This window comes from Rhodospirillales bacterium, from assembly GCA_020638175.1.
Taxonomy (GTDB): domain Bacteria; phylum Pseudomonadota; class Alphaproteobacteria; order Micavibrionales; family Micavibrionaceae; genus JACKJA01.
In genome coordinates this window covers 1,733,763-1,757,508 of the sequence record JACKJA010000002.1, presented here as the reverse complement: position 1 = coordinate 1,757,508, position 23,746 = coordinate 1,733,763, and the positions used below count along the sequence as shown (strand labels likewise).

Annotated in this window: 21 protein-coding genes and 2 tRNA genes; 16 read left to right on the top strand and 7 right to left on the bottom strand. The window is 48.2% G+C overall.

Annotation, left to right across the window (positions count from 1 at the left end; all coding sequences use genetic code 11):
* Positions 1-18 precede the first annotated feature (18 nt).
* Positions 19-858 carry a class I SAM-dependent methyltransferase gene (locus H6868_08710; protein ID MCB9989392.1) on the top strand — a complete coding sequence of 280 codons (840 nt, stop codon included), beginning with the start codon at positions 19-21 and terminating at the stop codon, positions 856-858.
* On the opposite strand, the gene H6868_08705 is transcribed toward H6868_08710, so the two are convergent.
* The 3 genes from H6868_08705 to H6868_08695 all read right to left on the bottom strand — a co-directional run bounded on the left by H6868_08705 (position 855) and on the right by H6868_08695 (position 4,566).
* A complete protein-coding gene (locus H6868_08705) occupies positions 855-1,742 on the bottom strand; it encodes a hypothetical protein (GenBank protein ID MCB9989391.1) in 888 nt (295 codons plus the stop codon). The genes H6868_08710 and H6868_08705 overlap by 4 nt on opposite strands.
* 79 nt (positions 1,743-1,821) lie before the next feature.
* Positions 1,822-3,027, bottom strand: a complete 1,206-nt coding sequence (locus tag H6868_08700) for a hypothetical protein (protein ID MCB9989390.1) — start codon at positions 3,025-3,027, stop codon at positions 1,822-1,824.
* A 9-nt stretch (positions 3,028-3,036) separates the two neighbouring features.
* Entirely contained in the window at positions 3,037-4,566 is a 1,530-nt protein-coding gene (locus H6868_08695) for an MBOAT family protein (protein ID MCB9989389.1), read from the bottom strand.
* A 134-nt stretch (positions 4,567-4,700) separates the two neighbouring features.
* Between H6868_08695 and pseB the strand changes: the two genes are divergently transcribed.
* Genes pseB through H6868_08655 form a run of 8 tightly spaced genes read left to right on the top strand, consistent with a single transcriptional unit; the run spans position 4,701 to position 13,378 of the window.
* Positions 4,701-5,738 (top strand): UDP-N-acetylglucosamine 4,6-dehydratase (inverting), encoded by a 1,038-nt coding sequence (pseB, locus tag H6868_08690; protein MCB9989388.1) that lies wholly within the window; start codon positions 4,701-4,703, stop codon positions 5,736-5,738.
* Between the two features lie 30 nt (positions 5,739-5,768).
* Positions 5,769-6,914, top strand: a complete 1,146-nt coding sequence (gene pseC, locus H6868_08685) for a UDP-4-amino-4,6-dideoxy-N-acetyl-beta-L-altrosamine transaminase (protein ID MCB9989387.1) — start codon at positions 5,769-5,771, stop codon at positions 6,912-6,914.
* On the top strand, positions 6,911-7,876 hold the full coding sequence (locus H6868_08680; GenBank protein MCB9989386.1) for a Gfo/Idh/MocA family oxidoreductase: 966 nt from the start codon (positions 6,911-6,913) through the stop codon (positions 7,874-7,876). Before pseC ends, H6868_08680 begins: the two co-directional genes overlap by 4 nt.
* Positions 7,873-9,918 (top strand): aminotransferase class III-fold pyridoxal phosphate-dependent enzyme, encoded by a 2,046-nt coding sequence (locus H6868_08675; GenBank protein MCB9989385.1) that lies wholly within the window; start codon positions 7,873-7,875, stop codon positions 9,916-9,918. Before H6868_08680 ends, H6868_08675 begins: the two co-directional genes overlap by 4 nt.
* A gap of 3 nt (positions 9,919-9,921) precedes the next feature.
* Positions 9,922-10,590 carry a class I SAM-dependent methyltransferase gene (locus H6868_08670; protein MCB9989384.1) on the top strand — a complete coding sequence of 223 codons (669 nt, stop codon included), beginning with the start codon at positions 9,922-9,924 and terminating at the stop codon, positions 10,588-10,590.
* Between the two features lie 13 nt (positions 10,591-10,603).
* On the top strand, positions 10,604-11,620 hold the full coding sequence (pseG, locus tag H6868_08665) for a UDP-2,4-diacetamido-2,4,6-trideoxy-beta-L-altropyranose hydrolase (protein ID MCB9989383.1): 1,017 nt from the start codon (positions 10,604-10,606) through the stop codon (positions 11,618-11,620).
* On the top strand, positions 11,617-12,222 hold the full coding sequence (locus tag H6868_08660; protein ID MCB9989382.1) for a formyl transferase: 606 nt from the start codon (positions 11,617-11,619) through the stop codon (positions 12,220-12,222). The genes pseG and H6868_08660 overlap by 4 nt, the downstream gene beginning before the upstream one ends.
* Positions 12,209-13,378 carry an N-acetylneuraminate synthase family protein gene (locus H6868_08655; GenBank protein MCB9989381.1) on the top strand — a complete coding sequence of 390 codons (1,170 nt, stop codon included), beginning with the start codon at positions 12,209-12,211 and terminating at the stop codon, positions 13,376-13,378. Before H6868_08660 ends, H6868_08655 begins: the two co-directional genes overlap by 14 nt.
* On the opposite strand, the gene H6868_08650 is transcribed toward H6868_08655, so the two are convergent.
* Together H6868_08650 and H6868_08645 are read right to left on the bottom strand one after the other, a co-directional pair.
* Positions 13,375-14,160 (bottom strand): class I SAM-dependent methyltransferase, encoded by a 786-nt coding sequence (locus H6868_08650; protein ID MCB9989380.1) that lies wholly within the window; start codon positions 14,158-14,160, stop codon positions 13,375-13,377. The two genes, H6868_08655 and H6868_08650, sit on opposite strands and share 4 nt — an antisense overlap.
* A 4-nt stretch (positions 14,161-14,164) precedes the next feature.
* The gene (locus H6868_08645) at positions 14,165-15,049 is read right to left on the bottom strand and encodes a sulfotransferase domain-containing protein (GenBank protein MCB9989379.1); all 885 of its coding nucleotides are present in this window, start codon (positions 15,047-15,049) and stop codon (positions 14,165-14,167) included.
* Positions 15,050-15,168: 119 nt separating this feature from the next.
* Here H6868_08645 and H6868_08640 point away from each other — a divergent pair, with 119 nt between their 5' ends.
* From H6868_08640 to mprA, 7 genes are all read left to right on the top strand, one after another.
* Entirely contained in the window at positions 15,169-16,524 is a 1,356-nt protein-coding gene (locus H6868_08640; GenBank protein ID MCB9989378.1) for an oligosaccharide flippase family protein, read from the top strand.
* Between the two features lies 1 nt (position 16,525).
* On the top strand, positions 16,526-18,439 hold the full coding sequence (gene asnB, locus H6868_08635) for an asparagine synthase (glutamine-hydrolyzing) (protein ID MCB9989377.1): 1,914 nt from the start codon (positions 16,526-16,528) through the stop codon (positions 18,437-18,439).
* 2 nt (positions 18,440-18,441) lie between these two features.
* The gene (locus H6868_08630) at positions 18,442-19,383 is read left to right on the top strand and encodes a hypothetical protein (protein ID MCB9989376.1); all 942 of its coding nucleotides are present in this window, start codon (positions 18,442-18,444) and stop codon (positions 19,381-19,383) included.
* Between the two features lie 164 nt (positions 19,384-19,547).
* Positions 19,548-20,147, top strand: a complete 600-nt coding sequence (locus H6868_08625; GenBank protein ID MCB9989375.1) for a DUF4956 domain-containing protein — start codon at positions 19,548-19,550, stop codon at positions 20,145-20,147.
* 27 nt (positions 20,148-20,174) lie between these two features.
* Positions 20,175-22,808: a CotH kinase family protein gene (locus tag H6868_08620; protein MCB9989374.1), complete on the top strand. Its 2,634-nt coding sequence runs from the start codon at positions 20,175-20,177 to the stop codon at positions 22,806-22,808.
* Positions 22,805-23,491 carry a polyphosphate polymerase domain-containing protein gene (locus tag H6868_08615; GenBank protein ID MCB9989373.1) on the top strand — a complete coding sequence of 229 codons (687 nt, stop codon included), beginning with the start codon at positions 22,805-22,807 and terminating at the stop codon, positions 23,489-23,491. Before H6868_08620 ends, H6868_08615 begins: the two co-directional genes overlap by 4 nt.
* Complete coding sequence (gene mprA, locus H6868_08610) at positions 23,446-23,553, top strand: MprA protease, GlyGly-CTERM protein-sorting domain-containing form (protein ID MCB9989372.1); 108 nt, start codon at positions 23,446-23,448, stop codon at positions 23,551-23,553. Before H6868_08615 ends, mprA begins: the two co-directional genes overlap by 46 nt.
* Here the strand turns inward: mprA and H6868_08605 are convergent.
* Together H6868_08605 and H6868_08600 are read right to left on the bottom strand one after the other, a co-directional pair.
* Positions 23,515-23,604, bottom strand: a tRNA-Ser gene (locus H6868_08605). The two genes, mprA and H6868_08605, sit on opposite strands and share 39 nt — an antisense overlap.
* Before the next feature lie 29 nt (positions 23,605-23,633).
* A tRNA-Lys gene (locus H6868_08600) sits at positions 23,634-23,709 on the bottom strand.
* Positions 23,710-23,746 lie beyond the last annotated feature (37 nt).

Genomic DNA, 23,746 nt, shown 5'->3' with positions numbered 1-23,746 from the left:
TTGAAGAAGGACATGAGTATGAAGCAACAATTAAAAGCCATATTGCCGGCGCCTGTATGGACGGCAGCGCGGGAAGCTGTGAGCTGGGCACAACTTGTTTCTTTGCCCAAGGGGAATTTTGATCCCGCGAATTTGCGTTCGTTTTCTTCTGTCGCGCTGGCGGATGTTTTTGAAGATCAGGGTATCGGCAAAACGTGGGACGATGATCATAACGCCATAGCATCCCTTTTTGGTAACGATGACAATATGGGCGGCGTAAACCCAGGTGATCGCCGGGCGATCTATTACCTGATTATGGCTTTGAAACCACAGGATGTTCTTGAGGTGGGGACGCATATTGGGGCTTCTACGCTTCATATCGTGTCAGCTCTTAAACGTCTGGGGCAAGGTGGGCATCTTACGAGTGCCGATATCTGTGATGTAAACGATCCGGAAAACGGCCCGTGGAAAAAGCTGGGGATGCCCGCGTCACCGCGTGATTTTTGTGCAAAGCTGGGCTGTGCCGATCTTGTCGATTTTCATGTCGGTCCGTGTCAAGATTATATGCGCGGCACCGACCAGCAATATGATTTTATTTTTCTGGATGGCGATCATCGGGCCAGCGCCGTTTATCAGGAACTGAGTGTGGCGTTGCCCTTGCTGAAGCCCGGTGGTGCGGTGTTATTGCACGATTATTACCCGGAGGCCAAACCGCTTTACCCGGATAACAACATTATTTCTGGACCGTTTCATGCGTTGGCGCGTGTTCGCAAAGAAAACCCGGCGATCCGGGTGTTGCCGTTGGGTGAATTGCCATGGCCGACAAAACAAGGCACCAATGTTACGACACTGGCGCTTGTTTTGAATGACGCGACTTAGTATTCCATGTTTTCGGTGTCTTTATAGTCTTTCGCCCAATCGTCCTTGATCGCTTCTTTTGCGGGCAGGATATGGAAGCTGACGATATCGCGGTAATGACCTTTTTCCGGTATGTCGGCACGATGGAGGCATATCGGCGTTTTGCAATACATAGCGGTCCCTGCCGGACCTGTATGCTTTAATACATAGTCCGTATTTTCCAGTTCCTCGAGAGGGATGCCGTAATCTGCCCGTGTATTGAACCCCATTTTCATTAGTTGGTCTGAGCGTTCTTTTGGCTGAGCATGGAAGGGGCCATCTTTTTCCGTTACATCAGATATGTTTACGAAAAGCTGAAACAGGGCCGTGGAAATCTGGTCGAAATGCCAGAAGTTAGACAGCGCTTCATCGTGAGAGAATTCATCGGGGACATGGTAATTCCGCCATGCTACGACCTGACGGATCTGGAAGTTTGCCCCGTAAAAATCCTCGATTTGGCTTTTGACGTTCTCGTCGATCAGCAGTGCCAGTTCCGGGAGCTTTTTAAGCGGATCTTTTAGAACGCGGCGCACGTCTTTCGGGCCTTTGTAGTCGGCGCTTACGTTACAAATATAATTGTCCTCATCTTCGATTAATGCTGCGAATTTGGTTTTGATTGTATCGACCAAATCCTGCGGGTAGGGTTCTTTTTTGCGAACGGAGCCGATTTTATGAAATTGTTCGGTAACTTCCGGGTTTTTGGAATTGTTGTTCTGGGCGTAAAATTTCCGAGCATCTTTAAGCTGTTTGTTGCCGATGATATGAAACTGAATTCCGGTATTCGTGTTGCCCAGCCACCGGGAAAGTTTATAGCTGACGGCCCATGCCAAATCAGATTTCGCCAATTTTTTCAGAACTGCTTTCATGATTATGCCTGCTCACAATGTTGGATTTCTTTTGCCTGTATATCATTGTTATTCTTGTGCCGCAAAAGAATTCAGGTCTTTATTTATGGCAGCCAAAATTCAGAAAATCTTTTTCTGTGGTCAGGTACTTTTCAGGATTAAATCGGGCGATTGTATGACCTGAAAAAGCCTCGATGTTTTTGGTCAAACTTTCCTTGTTGATAAAAGCGGTAAGTGCGGATTGCGGGTTTTGTTCCAGAATTTGAAGCAAGACACGCATGGATACGGTGTCACCGGAATGATGGGCGTCTTCGAATTCGCATATGTCCGAAGTCATGGGATGAGGGTTGTGGAAGTTATAAAACTCATCGCTATAGCTTTTTATCTTTTCGGGTAGATCAAATATGTACTGGTGATCCGGTGATTGTGCGAGAGCATCATAGATTGTTGGTGCCAAGGGAAGTAGGATGCTTATGACTTTAACGCCCTGATCCTGAAATGTTTTTACAAGCCGGGCATATTGCTCGATATTTTCTTCGCGTATGGTTTGGCCGGGTCCGTAGCGTTCGTTGATTCGGATGAAATCTTCGGGGTTGTGCAGGTTGTCAGCCCATTGTTTGTAATATTCGAAGGCATAATCAGACAGACGTATGCCGCCCAGATAGGAGCCGTCGGCCCGTGTGCCCATGCCGCGTGTGATTGAGAGCAAACCGTATTTTTTATCGGTTGTGATATGGGTGAAGTCGTTTCCGCTGTGTATAAGCTGTGCCAGTTGCCCCGGTTTGATCGTTCCCTCCAGGGCTAATTCCGACGGTTTCAGGAGTTTCTGGAGCGTCAGGGGGGGCGTTCCTGTTATGAGAGGGCGCGGGCGGATGCCATTTTGGTTGGTAAACCACCAGAAATCAATCGAGAGCAGGACGACTTTGGGTTTGTGGGCTTTTAATACCTGTTCGGCATAAAGTTGTCCTTCGAACAGATTGGGGGCAGCGCCGCAGGCACAAGAAAACGATCTAGAGAAATACTCATGACGAAAGTTGAGAGGTCTTGAAGAGCCAAAGGCGATAATATCCGGTTGTCTGAGTTTGATGTTTTCCAGATTGATTTCCCGCCTTAAATCCTGGAGGCCGCTTCCAAAGAGACTGTCCTCATTTTGCAGCGTGGCCGCAATTCTGGGGGGTGATTGTATTTCGCCGGACTGATAAAGAGCAAAATAGTTCAAGGCCAGTATGAACAGGGCGGGGAGAAGGCATAAGGTTCCTGTGAGCAGGTATCGCTTATAGGATCGTTTTGAAATGAATTGTTTCATTTTTGCGGCCTAGAAATTGTAGTAAAGAAATTCGGTTTCACCAGACAGCATGCTGGCTATTGACCACAACAGCAGAATGGCTGTGAAAAGCGCCCAGACAATGGTTGGTTGCCATTTCAGTTTGAGTAAAGACCAGCCGGACAAAGCGTAACGAGGCATGATGACGGGCCGGAAACGGCTCATGAGTTCGGTCGAGTTCGGCAGCATAAAGGCGATCAACAAGGCGACAGCGATAAAGATGGCGGCCATGGCGCCGGCAACCGATACATGGATGGGGAAGCCGTCGGGAACGAGGCCGTAATTGAAGAAATGAATAGGAAGGGAGAGGCCGTTTCCGCCAAACATGCCATTTAGGATAATCATGGCGGCCGGGATGTTTTCTGCCCTGAAAAAGACCCAGCCGATGATAACAAGCAAAAACGTTATCCCGGTTGATGCGATGAGTTTGCAATATCCTCCTTGTGTTTTGCTTGTTCTGAAATGGCGCCACAGATGGTTGATGATTAAAAGGGTGCCATGGTAGAGTCCCCAGATGATAAAACTCCAGCCCGCACCGTGCCAGAACCCCACCAAGGCCATCGTCAGGAACAGATTTGTGAGCTGACGGGCTGTTCCTTTGCGGTTTCCTCCCAAAGGAATGTAGAGGTAATCCCTGAAAAATCGGGACAAAGAGATATGCCAGCGGCGCCAGAATTCTATGATGCTGTCCGCCTTGTAAGGTGAGAAAAAATTGATGGGCAAGCGGATTCCAAACATACGTGCGGCTCCAACGGCCATATCGGAATAGCCGGAAAAATCGAAATACAGTTGTAATGTATATCCCAGTGCGGCAACCCAAGCGGCGTAAAAGTCGACGGTTTGTCCTTGTTGGGCGTCGTCGAAAATGGGGCTGGCGTAATAAGCCAGATTGTCGGCGATCACGACTTTCTTGAACAGGCCAATGGCAAACAAGGTCAAGCCGACGGCGATATTTCCAATATGGAACTGGCGGGAAGATTGCCGTTTAAACTGGGGGAGCATTTCGCCGTGATGGACGATCGGTCCGGCGATAAGCTGGGGAAAGAAAGAAACGAACAGGCTGTATTCCCAAAATCCATGCTCTGTAATTTTTCCTTTGTAGGCATCAATTTGGTAGGCGATTTGCTGAAACGTAAAAAATGAGATGCCAATGGGAAGTAACGCGCCGATCAAATCAATTCTTTCACCGGTTATGACCGCGTAGTTTTCGATCATAAAGTCGGTGTACTTAAAATAAAACAATAATCCGATGTTGAATATTATTGATGCATATAAAGATAATCTTTTGAATTCAATTTTATATTTTGAATTCTTGTCTGCGTATTTTGCCAGTTGGTAATTTACTATGATTGACGCCAGCAGAAGGCCTATGTAAAGGGGATTCCAGTAAGCGTAATAAAAAAATGAAAAAATAACGAGACTGATAACGGCGGCGTGCAGGCTTTTTTTCTGAAACAAATAGAAAAAAAGAACGGCGACCGGCAGAAAAAGCAGTATGAATTCGAGTGAGTTGAAGAGCATGCGTTATCAATATACAATAAGATTTATATTGCTAACCTTGTATCACCTTAAGCCTTGAAATGCCAATGGCTGTGTGACAGTATCGTCGGATTATACAAATCAATGTTTTTTATTATAAAAAGGGCGGCTTAACCGTGACAATACGCAGTTTTCTTCCATCATCACTGAATCTTGAAGATAAGGTCATTCTTGTGACTGGTGGAACGGGGTCTTTCGGACAACATTTCGTACGGACTGTTCTGGAGAGATACAACCCCAGAAAAATCATTATATTTTCCAGAGATGAGCTGAAACAATATGAGATGGCGGCTCGTTTTCCAGAGTCAGAATATCCGAGCATTCGTTTTTTTATCGGTGATGTCCGGGATTATGAGCGGCTCAGGCTGGCTATGCGGGAAGTGGATATCGTTGTTCATGCCGCGGCTCTGAAACATGTTCCAATCGCGGAATACAATCCGATGGAGTGTATTCGTACAAACGTAGATGGTGCGGAAAACGTCGTGAAGGCTGCTCTGGATTGCGGCGTTGAAAAAGTTATTGCCCTGTCGACCGACAAGGCGGCCAACCCCATCAACCTTTATGGAGCCAGCAAGCTGGCTTCGGATAAGATTTTTGTCGCGGCCAATAACTTGAGCGGGACAATCGGCACTCGGTTTTCTGTAGTGCGCTATGGGAATGTTATGGGGTCCCGTGGCTCTGTCATCCCGTTCTTTCAGAAGCTGGTCAGAGAAGGAGCTCAGACTATTCCGATTACCGATGAGCGCATGACGCGTTTCTGGATTACCCTCCAGCAGGGTGTTGATTTTGTGCTTTCTTCTCTGGAGATGATGTATGGCGGCGAGATTTTTGTGCCGCGCATCCCCAGCATGAAAATGACGGATATGGCGGAGGCGCTGGCGCCGGGGGTGCCCCATGAGATCGTCGGTATCCGCCCCGGTGAGAAGTTGCATGAGATTATGATTTCTTCGGATAATAGCCGTCATACCGTTAAACTGGAAAAGTGCTATATCATCGAGCCGGCGTTTGCTTCGTGGGCCCATAAATCGCATATAGATGACGGGGCCAAGAGGGTCGCTGATGATTTTAGTTACGAGAGCAATACAAATGATGAATGGCTTGATATTCCAGGATTGAAGAATATGCTTAACAGTGCCAAGCCCGTGGCCGCTTGAACGTTAAACGAGAAAGCGTATTGCAAGTAGATGCTCCCCTATGGAAAGCAGTGTATTGAAGAAGATGATATCGCAGCCGTTGTTGAGGCTTTGCGTGGTGATTTTCTGACGACAGGCCCAAAAGTGGCTGCTTTTGAAGATGCTTTTGCAAAAATAACACAGGCCCGCCATACGGTGGCTTGTTCCAATGGAACGGCGGCATTACATCTGGCGGCTATGGCTTTGGAGCTGGGGCCGGGAGATGCCGTTATTGTTCCCTCCATGACATTTTTGGCAACGGCCAATGCTGTGCGGTATACCGGGGCCGAGGTGATTTTTTCCGATGTCGATCCCCGGACAGGGTTGATGACCCTTGGTCATATGGAAGATGCTTTAATGCGTTGTGGTGACTTGACTCCGAGGGCCGTTTTCCCCGTTCATCTCGCCGGTCAATGTGTTGATCTGGCTTCTTTGTCATCGTTAGCCAAGGATAAAGGTCTGTATATGGTGGCTGATGCTTGTCACGCGGTCGGCGGCGAGTATCAAGGAAAACCCGTCGGTGCCTGTGCCTATGAAGATATGAGCGTCTTTTCCTTTCATCCTGTGAAAACGATCGCTATGGGTGAAGGCGGTGCGATTAGTACGAACACCCCAGAATTTTCTGAACGGATGATGCGGTTACGCAGTCATGGCATGATTCCCCAGAAGGAACGAGGGCCGTGGTTTTATGAGATGCCAGAGCTGGGATATAATTACAGGGTTACTGATATTCAGTGCGCGTTGGGGCTATCACAGCTTGCCAAGCTGGGACGGTTTGTTGCCCGGCGAAAGGAATTGGTTGCATTATATGACAAACTTTTGAGTGATGTTGGGGACGTTGTTCGTCCGCCGGTTCGCGCGATGCACGGTGATCCGGCTTGGCATCTTTATGCTGTGCGGATTGATTTCGATACTCTGGGTATTGACCGGACGACAGTGATGGAAAAAATGTTGGGGCAGGGGATCGGCACGCAGGTGCATTATATTCCCGTTCATCGGCAACCTTACTATCAAGCGCGTTATGGTGACATCCATTTACCGGGGGCTGATGAGTACTACGGCCATACATTGTCTTTGCCACTGTTCCCGGCGATGAAAGATGATGACGTTTACAAGGTTGTTCGTGTGTTATCAGATATATGTCAGGTTGATTTATGACGATTGCCGTTATTGGTCTGGGATCTATTGGAAACAGGCATGCTTGCAACTTATTGCAGGCGGGGGAAAGCGTTGTTGGTTTTGACCCGGATCCGGATCGGCGAGCTCTTTTTGAAAAAGCAGGGGGGCAAACGCAATGTGAGCGGGATGTTGCTCTGGATGTCGCCGAAGCCGCTATTATCTGTTCCCCGAATATCTGCCATTTACCGGATTTGCAGGCGGCTTTGGAACGGGGGTGTCATGCTCTGGTCGAAAAACCGTTATCGCACACGATGACGGGGTTACAGGATGTTCTGAGGATGGCTGACTCTCGAAGCCTTATCGTTGCTGCGGCTATGAATTTGCGTTTTCACCCGGTGGTTCAGCGTGTACATGAGATTTTGTCTTCTGGTGAGATGGGGACTGTTATATGGGGGCGTTTTTTGTATAGCGGTTATCTGCCGAGCTGGCGCCCTCACCAAGATTACAGGAAGGGGTATACAACGGCCCCGGTTGGCGGCGGGGTTCTTTTTGATCTGGTCCATGAGATTGATCTGGCGCAGTATCTTATGGGATTTGGGACGGTTTCGGCCTGTGTTGCCCGGCGCAGTGGAGTGATTGAAACCGGAGCAGAGGATTGTGCCGATCTGATTATCATGCACCCGGGTGGGGCGCAAAGCAGTGTCCATCTGGATTATGTTTCCAAGCACAGCCAGCGTTTTTTTGAGATACAATGTGAGAACGGTTTTATCAGGGGGGATCTTGTTAAGCGCTCCCTTATTATTATTCCTTCTGATGAGGATTCTGCTGCCGGGGAAGAATGTTTTGAGGGCAGCTTTTCGGATGATTATATCGCGGAAATGAAAGGGTTTTTGCAGGCGATAAGGGGAGAGGGCGGACAGATTTGCTCTTCGTCGGATGCCGCGAAAATTCTTGAAACTGTAATAAAAGCACGTAAACAAGCAGGGTTGGTGAGCACATGAAAACAGTCGCTATTATACAGGCGCGCGCCGGTTCCAGCCGGTTGCCGGGTAAAATATTTAAAGATTTGGCAGGGCTATCCATATTGGGTTGGGCTGTCAGGGCGGCGCAGGCTATCCCCGGTGTTGATCAGGTGATTGTTGCGACGTCTGTTGAGGCAGGTGACGATGCTGTTGAGGTGGCTTGTCAAAAAATGGGGGTTGCCTGTTTTCGCGGTGATGAAGATGATGTGCTTTCGCGTATGACAGATGCGGCGACACATGCGAAAGCGGCAGTCGTCTTTCGGCTGACGGCGGATTGTCCGTTGCTTGACCCAGCTGTTTGCGGCGCTTTGCTCCAGCTTTTTAAACAAACCGGCGCCGATTATGCGACGAATACAAGCCCGGCGAGCTGGCCGGATGGGCTGGACTGTGAAGTGATGACGCTGGAGGCGCTTCGTTTGGCCAATGAAAAGGCCCGAAAACCCTCCGACCGGGAGCACGTTACGCCCTATATCCGGAATAATCAGCATAAATTTCAGTGCGAGGTTTTACGCTGTCCGGTTCCTCATATCCATGATGAGCGATGGACCGTGGACGATGAAGGGGATTACGCTTTTTTGCAGGCGGTGAGCGAAGCTTTGCCTCAGGGGCGCCCGCCCTCTTATTGCGAGGTTCTGGAAGTGCTGGCGACTAACCCCGCGTTTTATGATCTTCGTGCTGAAAGTGCGCGCAACGAGGGTTATACGAAATCTGTTTTGGCAGCTCCTTATTATCATGAGGGATATGAGACATCTAATCAGTTGATAAAGCGGGCCTTGCAGACAATTCCTCTGGGATCCCAGACTTTCTCAAAAAGTCAGATGCAGTTTCCGGAGAGCAATGCCCCACTTTTCTTAACGCATGGGGCGGGAAGCACGGTATGGGATGTCGATGGGAACAGCTATGTCGATTATGTGTCGGGATTGCTTCCCAATACCTTGGGGTATTGCGATCCTGACGTTGATGAGGCTTTGGCGCGGCAGTTATCCCGCGGGATATCGTTTAGCATGGCGACCGAGCTGGAGATGCAACTGGCTGAGAAGTTGCGGGATATTATACCGAGTGCTGAAATGACCCGTTTTGGCAAAAACGGTACGGACGCGACATCGGCGGCCATTCGGCTGGCCCGTGCTTTTACAGGTCGTGAACATGTTATTGTTTCCGGCTACCATGGCTGGCAGGACTGGTATATCGGTTCGACGACCCGTCATCTGGGCGTGCCGGAAGGTGTGCGGCAATTGACCCATGTGTCGCCGTATAACGATCTCGCAAAGCTAGAAGAAAACTTTGCCCAGTATGAAGGGCAAGTGGCGGCCGTGATTATGGAGCCTGTGGGGGCTATGCAACCAAATCCTGGTTATCTCCAGGCTGTTAAAGAAATGGCGCACAGGAATGGTGCTCTTCTGGTCTTTGACGAAATTATTACCGGTTTTCGCATTCATCTGGGGGGGGCGCAAACACATTATGGTGTTACTCCCGATCTGTCTTGTTTCGGCAAGGGGATGGGGAATGGTATGCCGATTTCGGCGATTGTCGGACGTGCCGATATTATGACGCTGATGGAGAAAATATTTTATTCCGGTACTTTCGGTGGTGAAGCTCTTTCTTTGGCAGCGTCTATTGCTGTGATTGATAAAATGGAGCGAGAAAATGTCATTGGCCGGCTATGGCAGACCGGCCAGACTCTGGCAGATGAAACGAATGCATTGATCTCTTCCTATGGTTTGTTGGCGACTATCAAGCTGAACGGATTAGCGCCCTGGAAGGTCTTGCAATTTAATGATCATGAAACAGCCAGCAAGGAAGCCATCAGAACTCGGTTCCTGACGGATATGCTGCGGAATGGCATTTTGCTTTCGGCATCTCATAATATTTGTTATGCGCATTCACAGGTGGATATCGAAAAAACAAAGAGGGCTTACGATGTGACCCTGTCCCGGATTGCCGAAGAACTGGAAGCCGGGACTTTGGAACAGAATTTGGATATTCCCCCGATCCGCCCTGTTTTCCAGGTGAGGTCTTAGGCCATGGCTTCTGATCAGAAAAAAATATTTATGGAAGATGAGGGGAACGGCTGGTTTTCCCGAAATAGGATTGTTGATGAAAAACTGACGGCGAAGGCACAAATTGACCCTGTTCTTCAGATGATTGAAGAGAGGCGACTTGCGCCGTTAAATGTGTTGGAAATAGGCGCCAGTAACGGCTGGCGTCTGTCTGTGCTGAAGGAGAGAAATCCCGACATTCAATGCGCCGGAATTGAACCGTCGGCACAGGCGGTGGCCGAAGCTTTTCCCGGGATTGATATGCATCAAGGGACGGCAGAAGCTTTGCCGTTTGAAGAGTCCTCGTTTGATCTGATCGTTTTCGGGTTTTGTTTGTATTTGTGTGACCGGCGGGATCTTTTTAAGATCGCTGCGGAGGCTGATCGTGTTCTGATGGATGGCGGGTATCTGATCGTTTATGATTTTTATGCAGAGTCCCCCTATAAAAATCCCTATGCTCATGTGGAGGGGCTGTTCAGTTATAAAATGGATTACAGCCGGATGTTTTCGTGGAACCCCTCTTATTCAACGATTCATCAAATGATAGCGCCGCATCCAGGGACGACGGATACTTCTCCTGATAACCTTGTTGAGATTACGCTGATGCGCAAAGGATTGTCAGAAGGCTGGCCTGATCGCATTCAGGAGAAATAGAAAGGGCTTCCTTATGGCAAAGGTGATTTTCCGTGCAGATGCGACAATACATATCGGCGGCGGCCATGTTATGCGCTGTTTGTCGCTGGCGTCGGTTTTTGAAAGAAAAGGCTGGATGTGTGAATTCATAACAGCTGATGATACGGTTGCCATTGTTCCGGCTCTTGAAGATAGCGGTTATAAAATCCACATGTTGGATGATACTCCTGAATCTGCTGATTTGCTGGTTGTGGATCATTATGGTCTGGACGCCGGATATGAACGTATGGCTCGTGCATGGGCGCAGAAAATCCTTGTGCTTGACGATCTGGTTAATCGTTCCCATGACTGCGATATTTTGATGGATCAGACATACGGAAGAGAGGCTTTAGAATATCAAGATCTTGTTCCGGCCCATTGCCAGATTTTGACGGGTGCCGATTATGCTGTTTTGCGCGCCCAGTTTTCTGAAAGCAGGGGGGGGGCTTTGAAGCGGCGGCATGAAAACAGAGGGCAGGTGTGCCGTTTGTTTCTTATGATGAGTGCTGTTGATGATAATAATGTGACGGGGTTTGTTTTGCAGGCTCTTGAGGCTATATCACGGCCTTTGAATGTTGATGTCGTTATGGGTGGCGGGGCACCGCATCTCTCTCATGTGAGAGAACAAGTGGCGGTCTCGCATCATGACATTTCTTTGCATGTGAATGCGCATAACGTTGCGGCATTGATGGTGGATGCTGATCTGGCGATCGGTGCTGGCGGGACATCAAGCTGGGAACGGTGTTGTCTTGGTTTACCGACGGTTACGATTGAAATTGCCGATAACCAGAAAGATATCCTGAGACATTTGCAGAAAGCAGGGGCGATTATCAATGCGGGGCGTTATGAAGACCTGACGCAGGAAAGCTTTCAGAATTTGCTGCATGATGTTATTTCGAGACCCGATTTGGTTTATGAAACAGGGAAGAAGGCGGAAGTTATCTGCGATGGTCGCGGAACGGAACGGCTTGTATTGGCTGTTGAGGAGATGTTAGGACTATCATTGTCATGAATGTGTTGCTGTTATCACCTTATCCGGATCGTCTGCGGCCTGTTATCGAGGCAACGTCTTGCCGTGTTATGGTAACCGAAGAAAAAATTTCGCCTGAATTCCTGAAGGACAATAAAATTGATCTGGGGATTTCATACGGTTATCGCCATATCCTGAAAAAAGATGTTCTGGATGTTTGTCCTTTCATCAACCTTCATATTTCCTATTTACCGTGGAACAGGGGCGCGGATCCCAATATCTGGAGCTGGGTTGATGATACGCCCAAGGGGGTGACGATCCATTATATTGATGAAGGGATTGATACGGGGGATATTATTGCCCAGCGTGAAACGCCAATGGATAAGGATGAAACGCTGGCGACGTCCTATCAAAAACTACAAAAGGATATTGAAGCCTTGTTCGGTGAGGTTTGGCTTTCTATTTATGAAGGGCGCGCGGAAGCGCGTCCGCAAACCAGGGAGGGGTCTTTGCATTATTCGAGGGATCGTGACCTGATTCAGCCTTTTTTGAAGAATGGATATGATATCCGGGCCTGCGCCTTAACCGAGATGGCGCGTGTGGAAAATATAAGTGTGAAGGGTCTGAAGTATGAAAAACTTTAATATTGCCGGGCGTGAGATCGGGGATGGGCATCCTAGTTATATTATTGCGGAAGTGTCCTGTAATCACGAAGGCGATTTTGATGAGGCGCGGCGGATTATTGAAGTGGCGGCGGCTTGCGGAACGGATGCGGCGAAGCTCCAGACCTATACGGCGGATACGATCAGCCGGAATTTCAAAACCAAGCCTAAGGGAACGATTTGGGAAAATATTGATCTGTATAAAATCTATGAGCAGGCTCATACGCCGTGGGAGTGGCACAAGGAATTAAAGAAGGTTGCTGACGATTGTGGTATTCACCTGTTTTCCTCGCCCTTTGATGAAACGGCGGTGGATCATTTGATGGCAGTGGATTCTCCGGTTCTGAAAGTGGCCAGTTTTGAAGTGGTCGATACCAAACTTCTCGAAAAAATGGCACAGACGGGGCTGCCGATTATCATGTCGAATGGCATGACAGATTTTCTGGAGATGGATGAAGCTGTGCGGACACTTTACAAGCATGGCACGAAGGATCTGGCTTTGCTGCATTGTAACAGCGGTTATCCGGCGGCTTTTGATGAAGCTAATCTGGCGACTATTCCGGCGATGGCCGGTTTGTTCGATTGTGTTGTAGGGGTGTCTGACCATACGATTTATGCTGATCCGGCGAACTATGTTGATCCTATGGCGCATGTGACACCGTTTGAAGCGGTGAGCCGTTTTGGAGCCAAGATTGTCGAGGTTCATCTGATGCTTGATCGTGCAAAAGCGCGGGCCTTGATGGAAAAAGAGCAGGGAGGATATGACTGGCCGTTTTCGCGAGAGCCGGAAGAGCTGAAGCTTATGATTGATATGATCCGGGCTTATGAAGCCGGAGAAGATGTTGAGTATAAGACAGAGCTTGAGAAAGTGGTGGCTCTTAAAACGCATGGTCATGTCAATTTTCAGCCAACGGAAAAGGAGATGAATAGCCGGGGGCTGCGTCCGTCTTTATGGGTTGTTGAAGATATTAAGGCGGGAGAGCGCTTTACGTTTGCTGGTGGTAAGCCGGGTAATATCGACTCTATTCGCCCGGCGGGCGGATTACATATCCGGTTTGCTGACTTCATTCAAGATAAAAAGGCGCTGCGGGACATCCCTGCCGGGACGCCGCTGGAATGGGATATGGTTGCCGTTTAAAGTTTTTTGGCAATCAGGGCTGAGTTGGGTGCAAAGAACTGCGTATTTGGCACGACGTAAGGGGCGATGCGTTCGAGAATATACAGAGGCACTTTGGAAGCGTAATAGGGGATTGTGCTCATTTTATCAATTTTTGGATACAGGTCCGTATTCCAAAAACCAAGATGGCCGTAATATCCACCTTCAATGATTTCAGCTTGGCAGGTTTTTTCAACGGCGTTTGCCATTTGGTCGTAGGGCATCAGGTTATGGATGGCATGTTTGTCTTTATCAACGGCTTTCAGAATCTTACCGTTCAGGCCTGCGTGGTTGGGGATAACCAGAACAAGATAGCCTCCCGGCTTTAGCAGGTCGAGATGACGCTGGATGACGTCTTGCGTATCTGTGAAATGTTCAATGAAGCCAAAACTGGCCACGACGTCCCACAATTCTGCGGGCGGTTTATAATCGAACAGATCGGCGTGGATGATCTCCGCATCTATGCCAAGTGAGGCCATGTTTTCCTTACAGCGGGGTACACATTCATCAACGTATTCAATGCCGGAAACCTTATGTTTGAAATACGTATTGAAATACCACATATATGTTCCCGGATAACAGCCGATTTCCAGACAGCGCATGCCCGATGATACCGGAAGATGGTGCTGGCACAGTTTGTGGATGTCTCGAAAAAAGGGAAGCGTGGGATCGAATGTCAGCATGGGGTTTCCGCCGCTCCATTCTTCCGCCCAATCCTCTTTGCTGGAGAGTTTGAAGTCCGTTTCCTTTTTTTGTGCTTTCATGTCATCAAAACCATATTGTTTTCAGGTCTCTGTCCAGTCTTTTTTCAAGCCAGCGTACGTCGGCATCAAATTGCTTTTCGAGCATTTCGCGTGTTTCCTGTGACAAGGGCGTCCGGGCTGCAGGTTTTTTATTCAACGCTGTCAGGCTGTTTTTTATCCCCGCCCGGAAATCTTCCGGTATCAGGGGTTTGATGACTGATTTCAGGGGGCTACTTTCATTTAAAAATCTTTGAATTCCGGTGAAGCGTAACTTGCCGCCGGGGTTGTATATTTTTTCATCCGGCGTGAATGTTTGCTCAATCCCGAGAAAGTCGCAGGTATCCTTAAAAAGGGGCATGCTTTCAATGAAATATTCTTCGAAAATCTGGATATGTATCTGGTGTGCCGGGAAGACGGCATCGTAATACTCAATTTGCTTTTTATATCGGGCTCTGTCCGTGTAGGCGTAGTTATAAATCCACGAATCCCGTAACTTGCTCCCGGCATGTTTTTGCAAGCGCGCTTGCTCTTCATTCAGGGCGTCTTCAAAACTGAGGTCTTCGACGCCTTCCTGACACTGGTGCCCCCAAAGTGAGTAGGCCATATCAACAGGATTGCGGAGCAGGATAATGATTTTTAAGTCAGGGCCGAGCAAATCAACCATTTTTTTTGGGGCTTCGGGCGTATACAGATAGGCGACGGAGGCCTCACCGATCGCGGTTTTGTTCCCTGTGTTCGCGAACAGCGATAAATATTCGGACTCGCTAACCAGGCCACCGGCTTCCGGCGGCGCAAAGAAGGATGGTTCTTTCCAATCGGGCATAAAAACATCGGGATGTTGCTTTAAATAATGATAGAGCGATGTCGTGCCGGATTTGGCGGCTCCTGCGATTAAAAAGTTTGGCTTCACGTGCTTCTTTCTATTTTTATCAATAACTGTATATTGGCTGTCGTTATGGCCAGTCCCTGATCAGGTTTTCTTATACAGTTTTTTTATTGAGAGTTAAATATTTGTTCAATACGGCGAAAATGAAAATTCAAGCGATGCTTTCGCTTTTGGATGGGCACAAGGATTTTAGAAAAATTTCCAGCGATTCCCTAGGGGTTTTAATCTCAAAGGCGGTTGGGGCTGTTTTTATCTTTTTGGTGCAGATTCCGATGACGCGTCTTTTGGGGGTCGAGAAATACGGGCTATATGTCTACGTATTGTCGTGGGTGATGGTGATGGCCACGATAGTTCCTCTCGGCATGCATACGACTGTGGCCAAGTTCTTTCCGGCGTTTAAAGCACAGGAAGCTTGGGGAAAGCTCAAGGGGCTGTTCCTTCTCGTCTTTGGAATAGCAATCGGGATGACCTTGCTTTTGTCGGGGGTGGTGTTGGCCGGTTTTGAGATACTTTCTCAACAGGCTTCTGTTCTTTATAGCTATATTCCTGCCGCGGCGCTTTTGTTGCTGATGTTTTCCTTTATGTTGATGGTTACGGTCTTTTTGCGTTCGTTGAAAATGGTCGTTTTCGCAGAGTTTATGGACAATATCGCCCGTCCTCTTTCTTTGTTATTAATCTTTCTGGCGCTCTTCCATTTTTATCCGGATGCGGGGGCTCATAATGCTTTGTGGGCCAATAACCTCGCTATTCTCTTTATGGGGGCGGTGCTGTCGTTTTATCTGTGGCGTAAAATACCCAAGGCTATTTTTAGCGCGAAGGCGGACTTTTCCGAATACAAAGCCTGGTTCGCTTTGGGGTTGCCGATGATGTTGATGTCCGGAATGAATTACTTGCTGAACCGGACGGATATTATCATGCTGGGGACAATTGGCAGCGTCGCCGATGCCGGTTTGTACGGCGTTGCTTCGCGCGTGTCGGAACTTTCATCTTTTGGGCTATTGGCCGTCCACAGTATTCTGGTCCCAATGATCTCTGATTCCTGGCAAAAAGGTGAGAAGGAACATACACAAAAACTCTTAACCTTGGCGGCCTGGTTTGTCTTTCTTTTCAGCATTACGGCTTTTATTGTGCTGGCTCTGTTTGGACCGCTTTTGCTGCCCGTGTTCGGAGTAGAGTTTTCTGCTTCTTATGAGCCGATGCTTTTATTGCTTGTGGCACGCATGATGCCGACAATAGTGGGGCCAGTGGTTTTTTTGATGGCTTTGATCGACAAACAAAAGCTGGCGGCGCAAATATTGTTTCTTACGGTGGCGAGCAATATAGCCGGTAATTGGTTGCTTATCCCGCATTTCGGCATGATGGGGGCGGCCGTATCGACGGCGCTCAGTTTCATGTTCTGGAACGGGTCAATGTTTGTGTGTGTGTTAAAGAAAATGCATATCAATCCGTCCGTCATTCCGTTTCGATTAAAACCGCTTAAAGAAGGCGGGGAGGTTTAGTGTGTGCGGTATAACCGGGTTCATTGATATTTATGGGCAGACGGCGTCCGATGCTTTTGAAGGTGTCGTTCGTGCCATGAGTGATTGTCTGGTTCACCGGGGGCCGGATAGTGATGGTGTTTGGTGTGATAAAGAGCAGGGGGTGGCGCTGGGCCATAGACGACTGGCGATTATTGATCTGAATGAAACGGGGCATCAGCCCATGATTTCCCATTCGGGGCGCTATGTTATCGTTTTTAATGGGGAAATATATAATTTTCAAATATTAAAAGACGCGTTGGTGCCGCAAGGGCATAAGTTTAAAGGCGGTTCAGATACGGAAGTTTTGCTGGCGGCGATAGAAGAGTGGGGGCTGGCGCAGGCCTTGGAGAAGATTAACGGCATGTTTGCTTTTGCCATTTGGGACAGGCAAGAGCGCTGTCTCTATCTGGCTCGCGATCGTATAGGGAAAAAGCCCTTGTATTATGGCTGGTTGGGGGGCGTTTTTGTGTTTGCCTCGGAGTTGAGAGCTCTGCGTAAGCATCCCGGTTTTGTCGGCCGGATTGATCGTCAGGCGTTGGCAACGTATTGCCGGCACAATTATGTACCGTCTCCGTGGTCGATTTATGAGCATATTTATAAATTGCCTGCGGCCGCTTATGCGGTTTTGCCTTTTCATGGGGAAGGACGAGAAATAAAGGCGGACAAGCCCCTCGATTGCGCATTTTATTGGGGTATTCAAAAGCAAGCGGAACAGGGAATAGCTTTCGGGCAAGATCGTACGGATCAGGAATGGATTGACGGTCTAGACGGTGCTTTGAAGACGGCTGTGGGGCAGCGCATGATTTCCGATGTGCCGCTCGGCGCGTTTTTGTCAGGTGGCATCGACTCCTCCCTGATCGTGGCCATGATGCAACAACAATCAAGTCAGCCGGTTAAGACCTTTAGCATCGGGCTTGATGAGGAGGGCCACAATGAAGCGGAGCATGCCAAGGAAATTGCCCGGTATCTGGGGACCGAGCATACAGAGTTTTATATTCGTCCCGATGAAGTGCGGGATGTGATCCCCTTGATGCCATCGGTTTTTGACGAGCCTTTTGCCGATCCGTCGCAAATTCCAACCTATCATGTATGCCGGTTGGCGAAAGAGCATGTTACGGTTGCTTTGTCCGGCGATGGCGGTGACGAAAGTTTTGCCGGATATACGCGTTATATCAAGGGGCAAAAGCTTGACCGGTTTCTCAATATGCCGGGCGGCGCATTGCTGGGAGCGGGCGGTGGTGTACTTCTGGATGCGTTTTATTCGGACGGCCGCCATGAAAAGCTTTCCCGTATGTTGCGCGAACCGGATATGCGTGACTGGTACCGGACAGTTATGTCGTACTGGATGAATCCTGAAGCTCTGGTGATGGGGGCGCCGGAGCGTGCTGTTTTTATGGCGGATATTCCCCGGCTGTCAGGAAACGTATCGCCAGTAAACCATATGATGTTCGCGGATGTGTGTTCTTATTTGCCGGATGATATTCTGGTTAAGATCGACCGGACGAGCATGGCTGTTAGTCTGGAGGCGCGGGCACCGCTTTTGGATTACAAGGTGATGGAGTATGCGTGGCAGGTTCCTTTGTCTGCCAAAATAAAAGGAGGGCAAGGCAAATGGATTTTAAGGCAGTTGCTTGCCCGTTATATTCCGCAATCCTTGTTTGACCGTCCGAAGCGTGGGTTTGGCATCCCACTGTCTTCTTGGCTGCGCGGGCCTTTGCGTGACTGGTGCGAAGGTTTGCTTAATGAAGAAAGATTGATCCGGGAGGGTAATTTCAACGCCGTGCTTGTGCGTGAGAAATGGCAACAGCATATATCCGGCAAAGCCAATCATGATTACTCTTTATGGAGTATTCTTATGTTTCAGGCTTGGCAGGAAGAGTGGGGAAAGAAATAGGTATGCTCAAACTTGGTATATATAAAGAACAACAACTTAAGCCTGATTATCTGGAAAATTTCTGGAACAGGCGCAAGTTTTTGGCGCTCGATTTGTATCATTGTCTGGATGATTTGCCGAAAGATGAGCGGGATAAAATACAAGAACGCATGCTTATACGTTTTTCCGTTGCCAACGGAACGTTTAAATATACCTACGCTAATCGTTTCGAAGATTTTGAAAACAGGGCTGTATCTTTTATTTCCGATCACTATTCTGGCCAAGATGTAACGGTGCATGATATCGGTGTGTCGGACGGGCGGACAACGCACGGCTTTTACAAGAAGCTCAATAATGTGTTCGGAGAGGCGCTTTCCTATCTCGCGTCTGATTACGCGCCCTATCTTTACATTGTGAAACGACCGGGGAGCGCCCGCCGGGTTATCGTCGATGAGGACGGTGCGCCGTTGCAGATCGTTTTTCCGCCTTTTGTATTCAATCTGGTGCTGCCGGAGCATAGATTATTTTACCCGGTGAATCATGTTGTGCGCTGGCTGGTGAATTTCTTTTATGCCCGTCCGTTGCTCCGTGACCGTGCAGGGGAAAAGGGAAATGTTGAAGAGCAGCGCTTTGAACTGGTCTGCAAAGAATGCCGCGATTATATCAGAAGCGCGGATAACTTTTCTTTCAGGCAATACGATATGTTTTCTCCGGCCAATGATGTGTTTGACGTCATTCGTGTCATGAATGTTTTGAATGAGCGGTATTTTTCTGAAGCACAACTGAAAATGGCGGTCGAGAGTATTGATCGTTCTCTGAAGTTCGGTGGTTTTTTTATTACCGGTTCAAATATGGAGCAGGGAACTGTTATTGACGGCGGTATCTATCAGAAAACCCTGGATGGATATAAAAGGCTCTATCAATCGGGCGAGGGATCGCTTGTTGACCGTTTTATTATAGGATGATTCCAACCCGCCTATTGACTAGGTGCTGGCCTCATTTATAGTGCCGATTTTATGATGATCATTTAATCCATGGAGACAATCCGTTGAACAAGCTGGAACAGATTGCAGAAATTTTCCCGAACGGGCAGGGGCAGACAGAACTTGTGCCGACTTTGGTCAGTTTTATGATTTGCCTGATTATGTCATTTATTGTCAGGGAATTTTATATTCGCCGCTCATTTTCCCTGACGGGAAAAAATCATATTGGTTCGATTATTCCGATATTGGCAGCAGTTGTGTTCCTTGTGATTTTGATTGTTAAATCATCGCTCGCCCTGTCTTTGGGGCTCGTTGGTGCTTTGTCCATCGTTCGTTTCCGAACCCCTATTAAAGAGCCGGAGGAGCTTGTTTACCTGTTTCTGGCGATTGCTTTGGGGCTTGGTTATGGCGCGGGGCAGGTTCTGATAACGACCGTTGTCAGCATGATTATTTTATGTGTGATCTATCTTTGGCTCTCTAACAGGAAAATCGGTCAGACAGCTGAATACAATATGGTTTTGAACTGGAATAACGGTGATGTCCATTTTGAAGATATTCTGGACCATATCCAGAATAAGGTCAGTAGTTTGAAGGTTGTGCGGCTGGATTACGGCGAAAAGGGCAATACAGCGGTTTTGCTTGTTGTGCCTGATAAAGGCGCAAGTCTGGACGATCTCTTTAAAACATTGAAAAGCAAGGTGAAGGGCATGACCTGTTCGTTTTTCGAAGCGAAGACGAATTGGTAGTCATCTTTTTTACCGTTGGCGTAAAACATGATCATTAAAACTCCCAAACCGCGTTTATCTTTGTTGCTGGGATTTTTGGTGCTCGCGGTTGTTCTTGTTCTGAGTCTCGATAAGGAGACGATCAAGGAAGAAGCTTATGCTACTCTTGATACGATTATTGCGCAGGACTGGGGGTTTGCCAGCCTGACCGGTTTGTACGGTGTTTCTGAGCTGGGTGAACTGGGAGAGGGGCGCGGCGGCACGGCTTTGGGGCTTATAAAAAGCTTTCCGGAAATGATTTTGGTGCGTGTGCCCCGGATTGTCTTGTCAAAGCTGTCAGGCTTTCCTGATCGCCAGCCTCTTGAGCGCATTGATATTGATGTAAAATTTCAGGATTACCAGACTATTCTAGAGGACCGGGAAAAAGCTCTTGAAAACCGTGTTCTGGTTGATCCTCGCGAAGTTAACGCAAAAATCCGCTATAAGGGAAAAACCTACAAGGCGCGTATTCGTCTGAAGGGTGACCTGTACGATCATTGGCGTTCCAAAATGAGGATGAGTTTGCGGGTTTCGTTAAAGGGGGATCACACTGTTTTAGGGTTTAAGCGCTTTTCCCTTCATAAGCCGGGGTCACGGCAGTATCCTTATGATCAGGTTTTTCAGAGATTTGTCCGCGAAACCGGGGTTATCACAACGCGTCACAACTATATCCGCGTGTTCGTGAACGGTAAATCGTGGGGCGTGATGAATATTGAAGAGCATATGTCCAAGGAATTGCTCGAAAAGCAACAGGCGAAAGAGTCCATTATTTTTAAATTCGGTGATGAACAAATATGGCACCATGACCGGATTACTTCAGAACCATATCCCGGTTATCGTCTGTCCGATAAATATCTGTTTCCCTCGATCTATCAGGAAAACAAATATATGGAACGTTCGATATCGCGCCGTCATTTCAGTTATGTAGCCGAGAAATTTTCCAGCGGCAAAATTCTGGATGTTCTGGATACGGATTATTATACACGGGCGGCGATTGCCGCGACGGTATGGAATAATTTTCATACGCTATCCAACGGGAATACACGCCACTACTTCAATCCTTATACTCTGAAGCTGGAACCTATTACGACGGACCAAGGAAATTTTGCCGAGATTGACGGGGATCAGAACCCGATTTTGAGTATGTATGACTCGCCATCGACATGGATTTTCGCGTTGGCGACGGCTTCTCCCGTGGGGCAGGGCCGGTTTAACCTTAATAAAGATGTCGTTTTGGCAGCGGCCGAGGATATACCCGATATTTATGATTACTATCACGGTTTTTTCCCGAACAATGCTGAAACGGATCTGACACCGTTGATGCATAATGTTGAAAAGGTCCGGGCGCTGGCCCAAGCTGTTGATATGCCGGAAGAGGCCGGGGAAACGCTATCGCAAGGGGCGCCAACCCCGGAACAGGTCAAACATTTTTTCGATCACGTTCTGGTCCGTCATTATGACGATGGGCGGCTGAAGCTATTTAATCTGCTGGATGTGCCCGTTGCTCTTGAGACAATTATGTATGATGGCGTTCCAATGGATATTGCTTTTCCGTCCGTTATTCCGCCCTCTTCGGATAACAACGGTGTGTTAGAAATTAAAACGGACAAGACTGGCGTGCAGGATGCCCGGTTTACGGTTGAAACTTCATATGGCGGTTACAAGCGGCGGACTAAAAACAATTATACGTTTATGACCGATCTCTATAATCCGCTTGATCATGGGAATGAAAAATTTCCCGCGTTCGTGCAAAAAAAGAAACAGGGCTATTTTATCGGAGCGGGAAAATGGCATGTGAAAACACCGCTTGTTTTTGATCGACCGCTGACTATTGAGGCCGGCGCGACGTTGTCGTTTGACAATGATGCTTATTTTATCATCAAGGGGGCTTTGCATGCTCAAGGTGAAGACGGCAAGCCCATTACATTTGAACCGGCGACTGATTCCTGGAAAGGGATTTATGTTTTGGAGGCGAAAGAGCCATCTGTTTTGCAATATGTCACGATCAAGGATACGGAGGCTTTGGTTGATGGTATGTTGTCTTTGACCGGAGCGGTGAATTTTTACAAATCGCCTGTTCTGGTAGATCATGTTCATTTTGACGGTACGCAGGCGGAAGATGCCCTTAATGTCGTGAAATCAGAATTTACGATTCAGAATGCGCTTTTCTCATCGAGCCGTTCCGATGCGTTTGACAGTGATTTTTCGAAGGGAAAAATTATGTCAACACGGTATGAAAATATTGGCGGTGATGCCGTCGATTTTTCCGGCAGTCTTGTTTATATCAAGGGGCTGGAGACGGAAAATGTTCATGATAAGGCTGTTTCTGCCGGTGAAGAGAGCCAACTGACGGTTGAAGACAGCGTTTTGACAAAGGTTGGGGCCGGGATTGTTTCAAAGGACGGCAGCCGTGTGATTGCCCGCAATATCGAGGTTTCGGATTATGCTCTTTATGCCGTCATGAGCTATGTGAAGAAAGACATGTTTGGTCCTTCTGAACTCGCTGTTTCGGGGCTGGAACAAAATGGGCAAACGCCCTCTTTGCGGCAGAACGGGACGACCTTGTATCTTGAAGGGCAGCCAGTGCCCGAACAGGATGTGAATATTGAACAGCTTTACAGTAGCGAGGTCATGAAGAAGTGAGTGATTATCGTTATGAATTGAAATTTATTCTGGATCAGGCCGATTATACACGGGCTCTGTCCTGGCTTTATGTCCAGACAAGTGCGCGAGAAGCTTATCCTGCGCGCTATGTGAATTCTATTTATTTTGACGATCCGGGATATAGTTCTGTCCGGGATAATCTTGCCGGGATTTCGGAGCGCAAAAAAATCCGTTTGCGTTGGTATCATAATGAGGAGCCTCAGAAAATCAGCGCTCCGCGATTAGAGGTGAAATACAGAAAGGGGCGCCTTGGACACAAAGACAGTTTTCCTGTGAAGGGGATGGCGCGTTCCCTTTTGTCGACGACGTACGGAAAAATGCTGGAGAGTGTCCAAGAGGAGATGGGTGTGCATGAAACATTCCTTTTTGAAGATCATTTGTTTCCTGCGCTTATGGTGTCGTATCGCCGGGCGTATTTCGAGGCGCTGAACGGTGTACGGATTACGTTTGATACGGATGTGAAATTCTATGAAACTCTACCGCATTCGCGTCCTTTTGATAATGCGGCGATCAATTATCCCTGTACGATCATGGAGATAAAATTTTCGCCGGAACAAAAAACGGATGTTGTGGAAGGGTTGCGCAAGCTTAACCTGACGCCCAAGCGCCATTCCAAATATCTGGTTGGGCTATCCAGCTTTGGTCAGGCGATTTATTATTAGTGAGTGGTGGGCTTCGTTTTAAATGGCGGAGAAGGGGGGATTCGAACCCCCGAAGGGCGTGAACCCTTACTGCTTTTCGAGAGCAGCGCATTCAACCACTCTGCCACTTCTCCATATTATAACAATTTTAAAACTCAAGAACTGGTGGGCGCGCGGGGGCTCGAACCCCGGACCCACTGATTAAGAGTCAGTTGCTCTGCCAGCTGAGCTACGCGCCCGGTCCGACAAGCGTTATATAGACAAACACCGGTCTTT

Excerpts from the sequence above, each read along its gene's own strand:
- H6868_08710 (MCB9989392.1), top strand. The coding sequence starts at position 19 with ATGAAGCAACAATTAAAAGCCATATTGCCGGCGCCTGTATGGACGGCA.
- H6868_08705 (MCB9989391.1), bottom strand. The coding sequence starts at position 1,742 with ATGAAAGCAGTTCTGAAAAAATTGGCGAAATCTGATTTGGCATGGGCC.
- H6868_08700 (MCB9989390.1), bottom strand. The coding sequence starts at position 3,027 with ATGAAACAATTCATTTCAAAACGATCCTATAAGCGATACCTGCTCACA.
- H6868_08695 (MCB9989389.1), bottom strand. The coding sequence starts at position 4,566 with ATGCTCTTCAACTCACTCGAATTCATACTGCTTTTTCTGCCGGTCGCC.
- pseC (MCB9989387.1), top strand. The coding sequence starts at position 5,769 with ATGCTCCCCTATGGAAAGCAGTGTATTGAAGAAGATGATATCGCAGCC.
- H6868_08680 (MCB9989386.1), top strand. The coding sequence starts at position 6,911 with ATGACGATTGCCGTTATTGGTCTGGGATCTATTGGAAACAGGCATGCT.
- H6868_08675 (MCB9989385.1), top strand. The coding sequence starts at position 7,873 with ATGAAAACAGTCGCTATTATACAGGCGCGCGCCGGTTCCAGCCGGTTG.
- H6868_08670 (MCB9989384.1), top strand. The coding sequence starts at position 9,922 with ATGGCTTCTGATCAGAAAAAAATATTTATGGAAGATGAGGGGAACGGC.
- pseG (MCB9989383.1), top strand. The coding sequence starts at position 10,604 with ATGGCAAAGGTGATTTTCCGTGCAGATGCGACAATACATATCGGCGGC.
- H6868_08660 (MCB9989382.1), top strand. The coding sequence starts at position 11,617 with ATGAATGTGTTGCTGTTATCACCTTATCCGGATCGTCTGCGGCCTGTT.
- H6868_08655 (MCB9989381.1), top strand. The coding sequence starts at position 12,209 with ATGAAAAACTTTAATATTGCCGGGCGTGAGATCGGGGATGGGCATCCT.
- H6868_08650 (MCB9989380.1), bottom strand. The coding sequence starts at position 14,160 with ATGAAAGCACAAAAAAAGGAAACGGACTTCAAACTCTCCAGCAAAGAG.
- H6868_08640 (MCB9989378.1), top strand. The coding sequence starts at position 15,169 with ATGAAAATTCAAGCGATGCTTTCGCTTTTGGATGGGCACAAGGATTTT.
- H6868_08630 (MCB9989376.1), top strand. The coding sequence starts at position 18,442 with ATGCTCAAACTTGGTATATATAAAGAACAACAACTTAAGCCTGATTAT.
- H6868_08625 (MCB9989375.1), top strand. The coding sequence starts at position 19,548 with ATGATTTGCCTGATTATGTCATTTATTGTCAGGGAATTTTATATTCGC.
- H6868_08620 (MCB9989374.1), top strand. The coding sequence starts at position 20,175 with ATGATCATTAAAACTCCCAAACCGCGTTTATCTTTGTTGCTGGGATTT.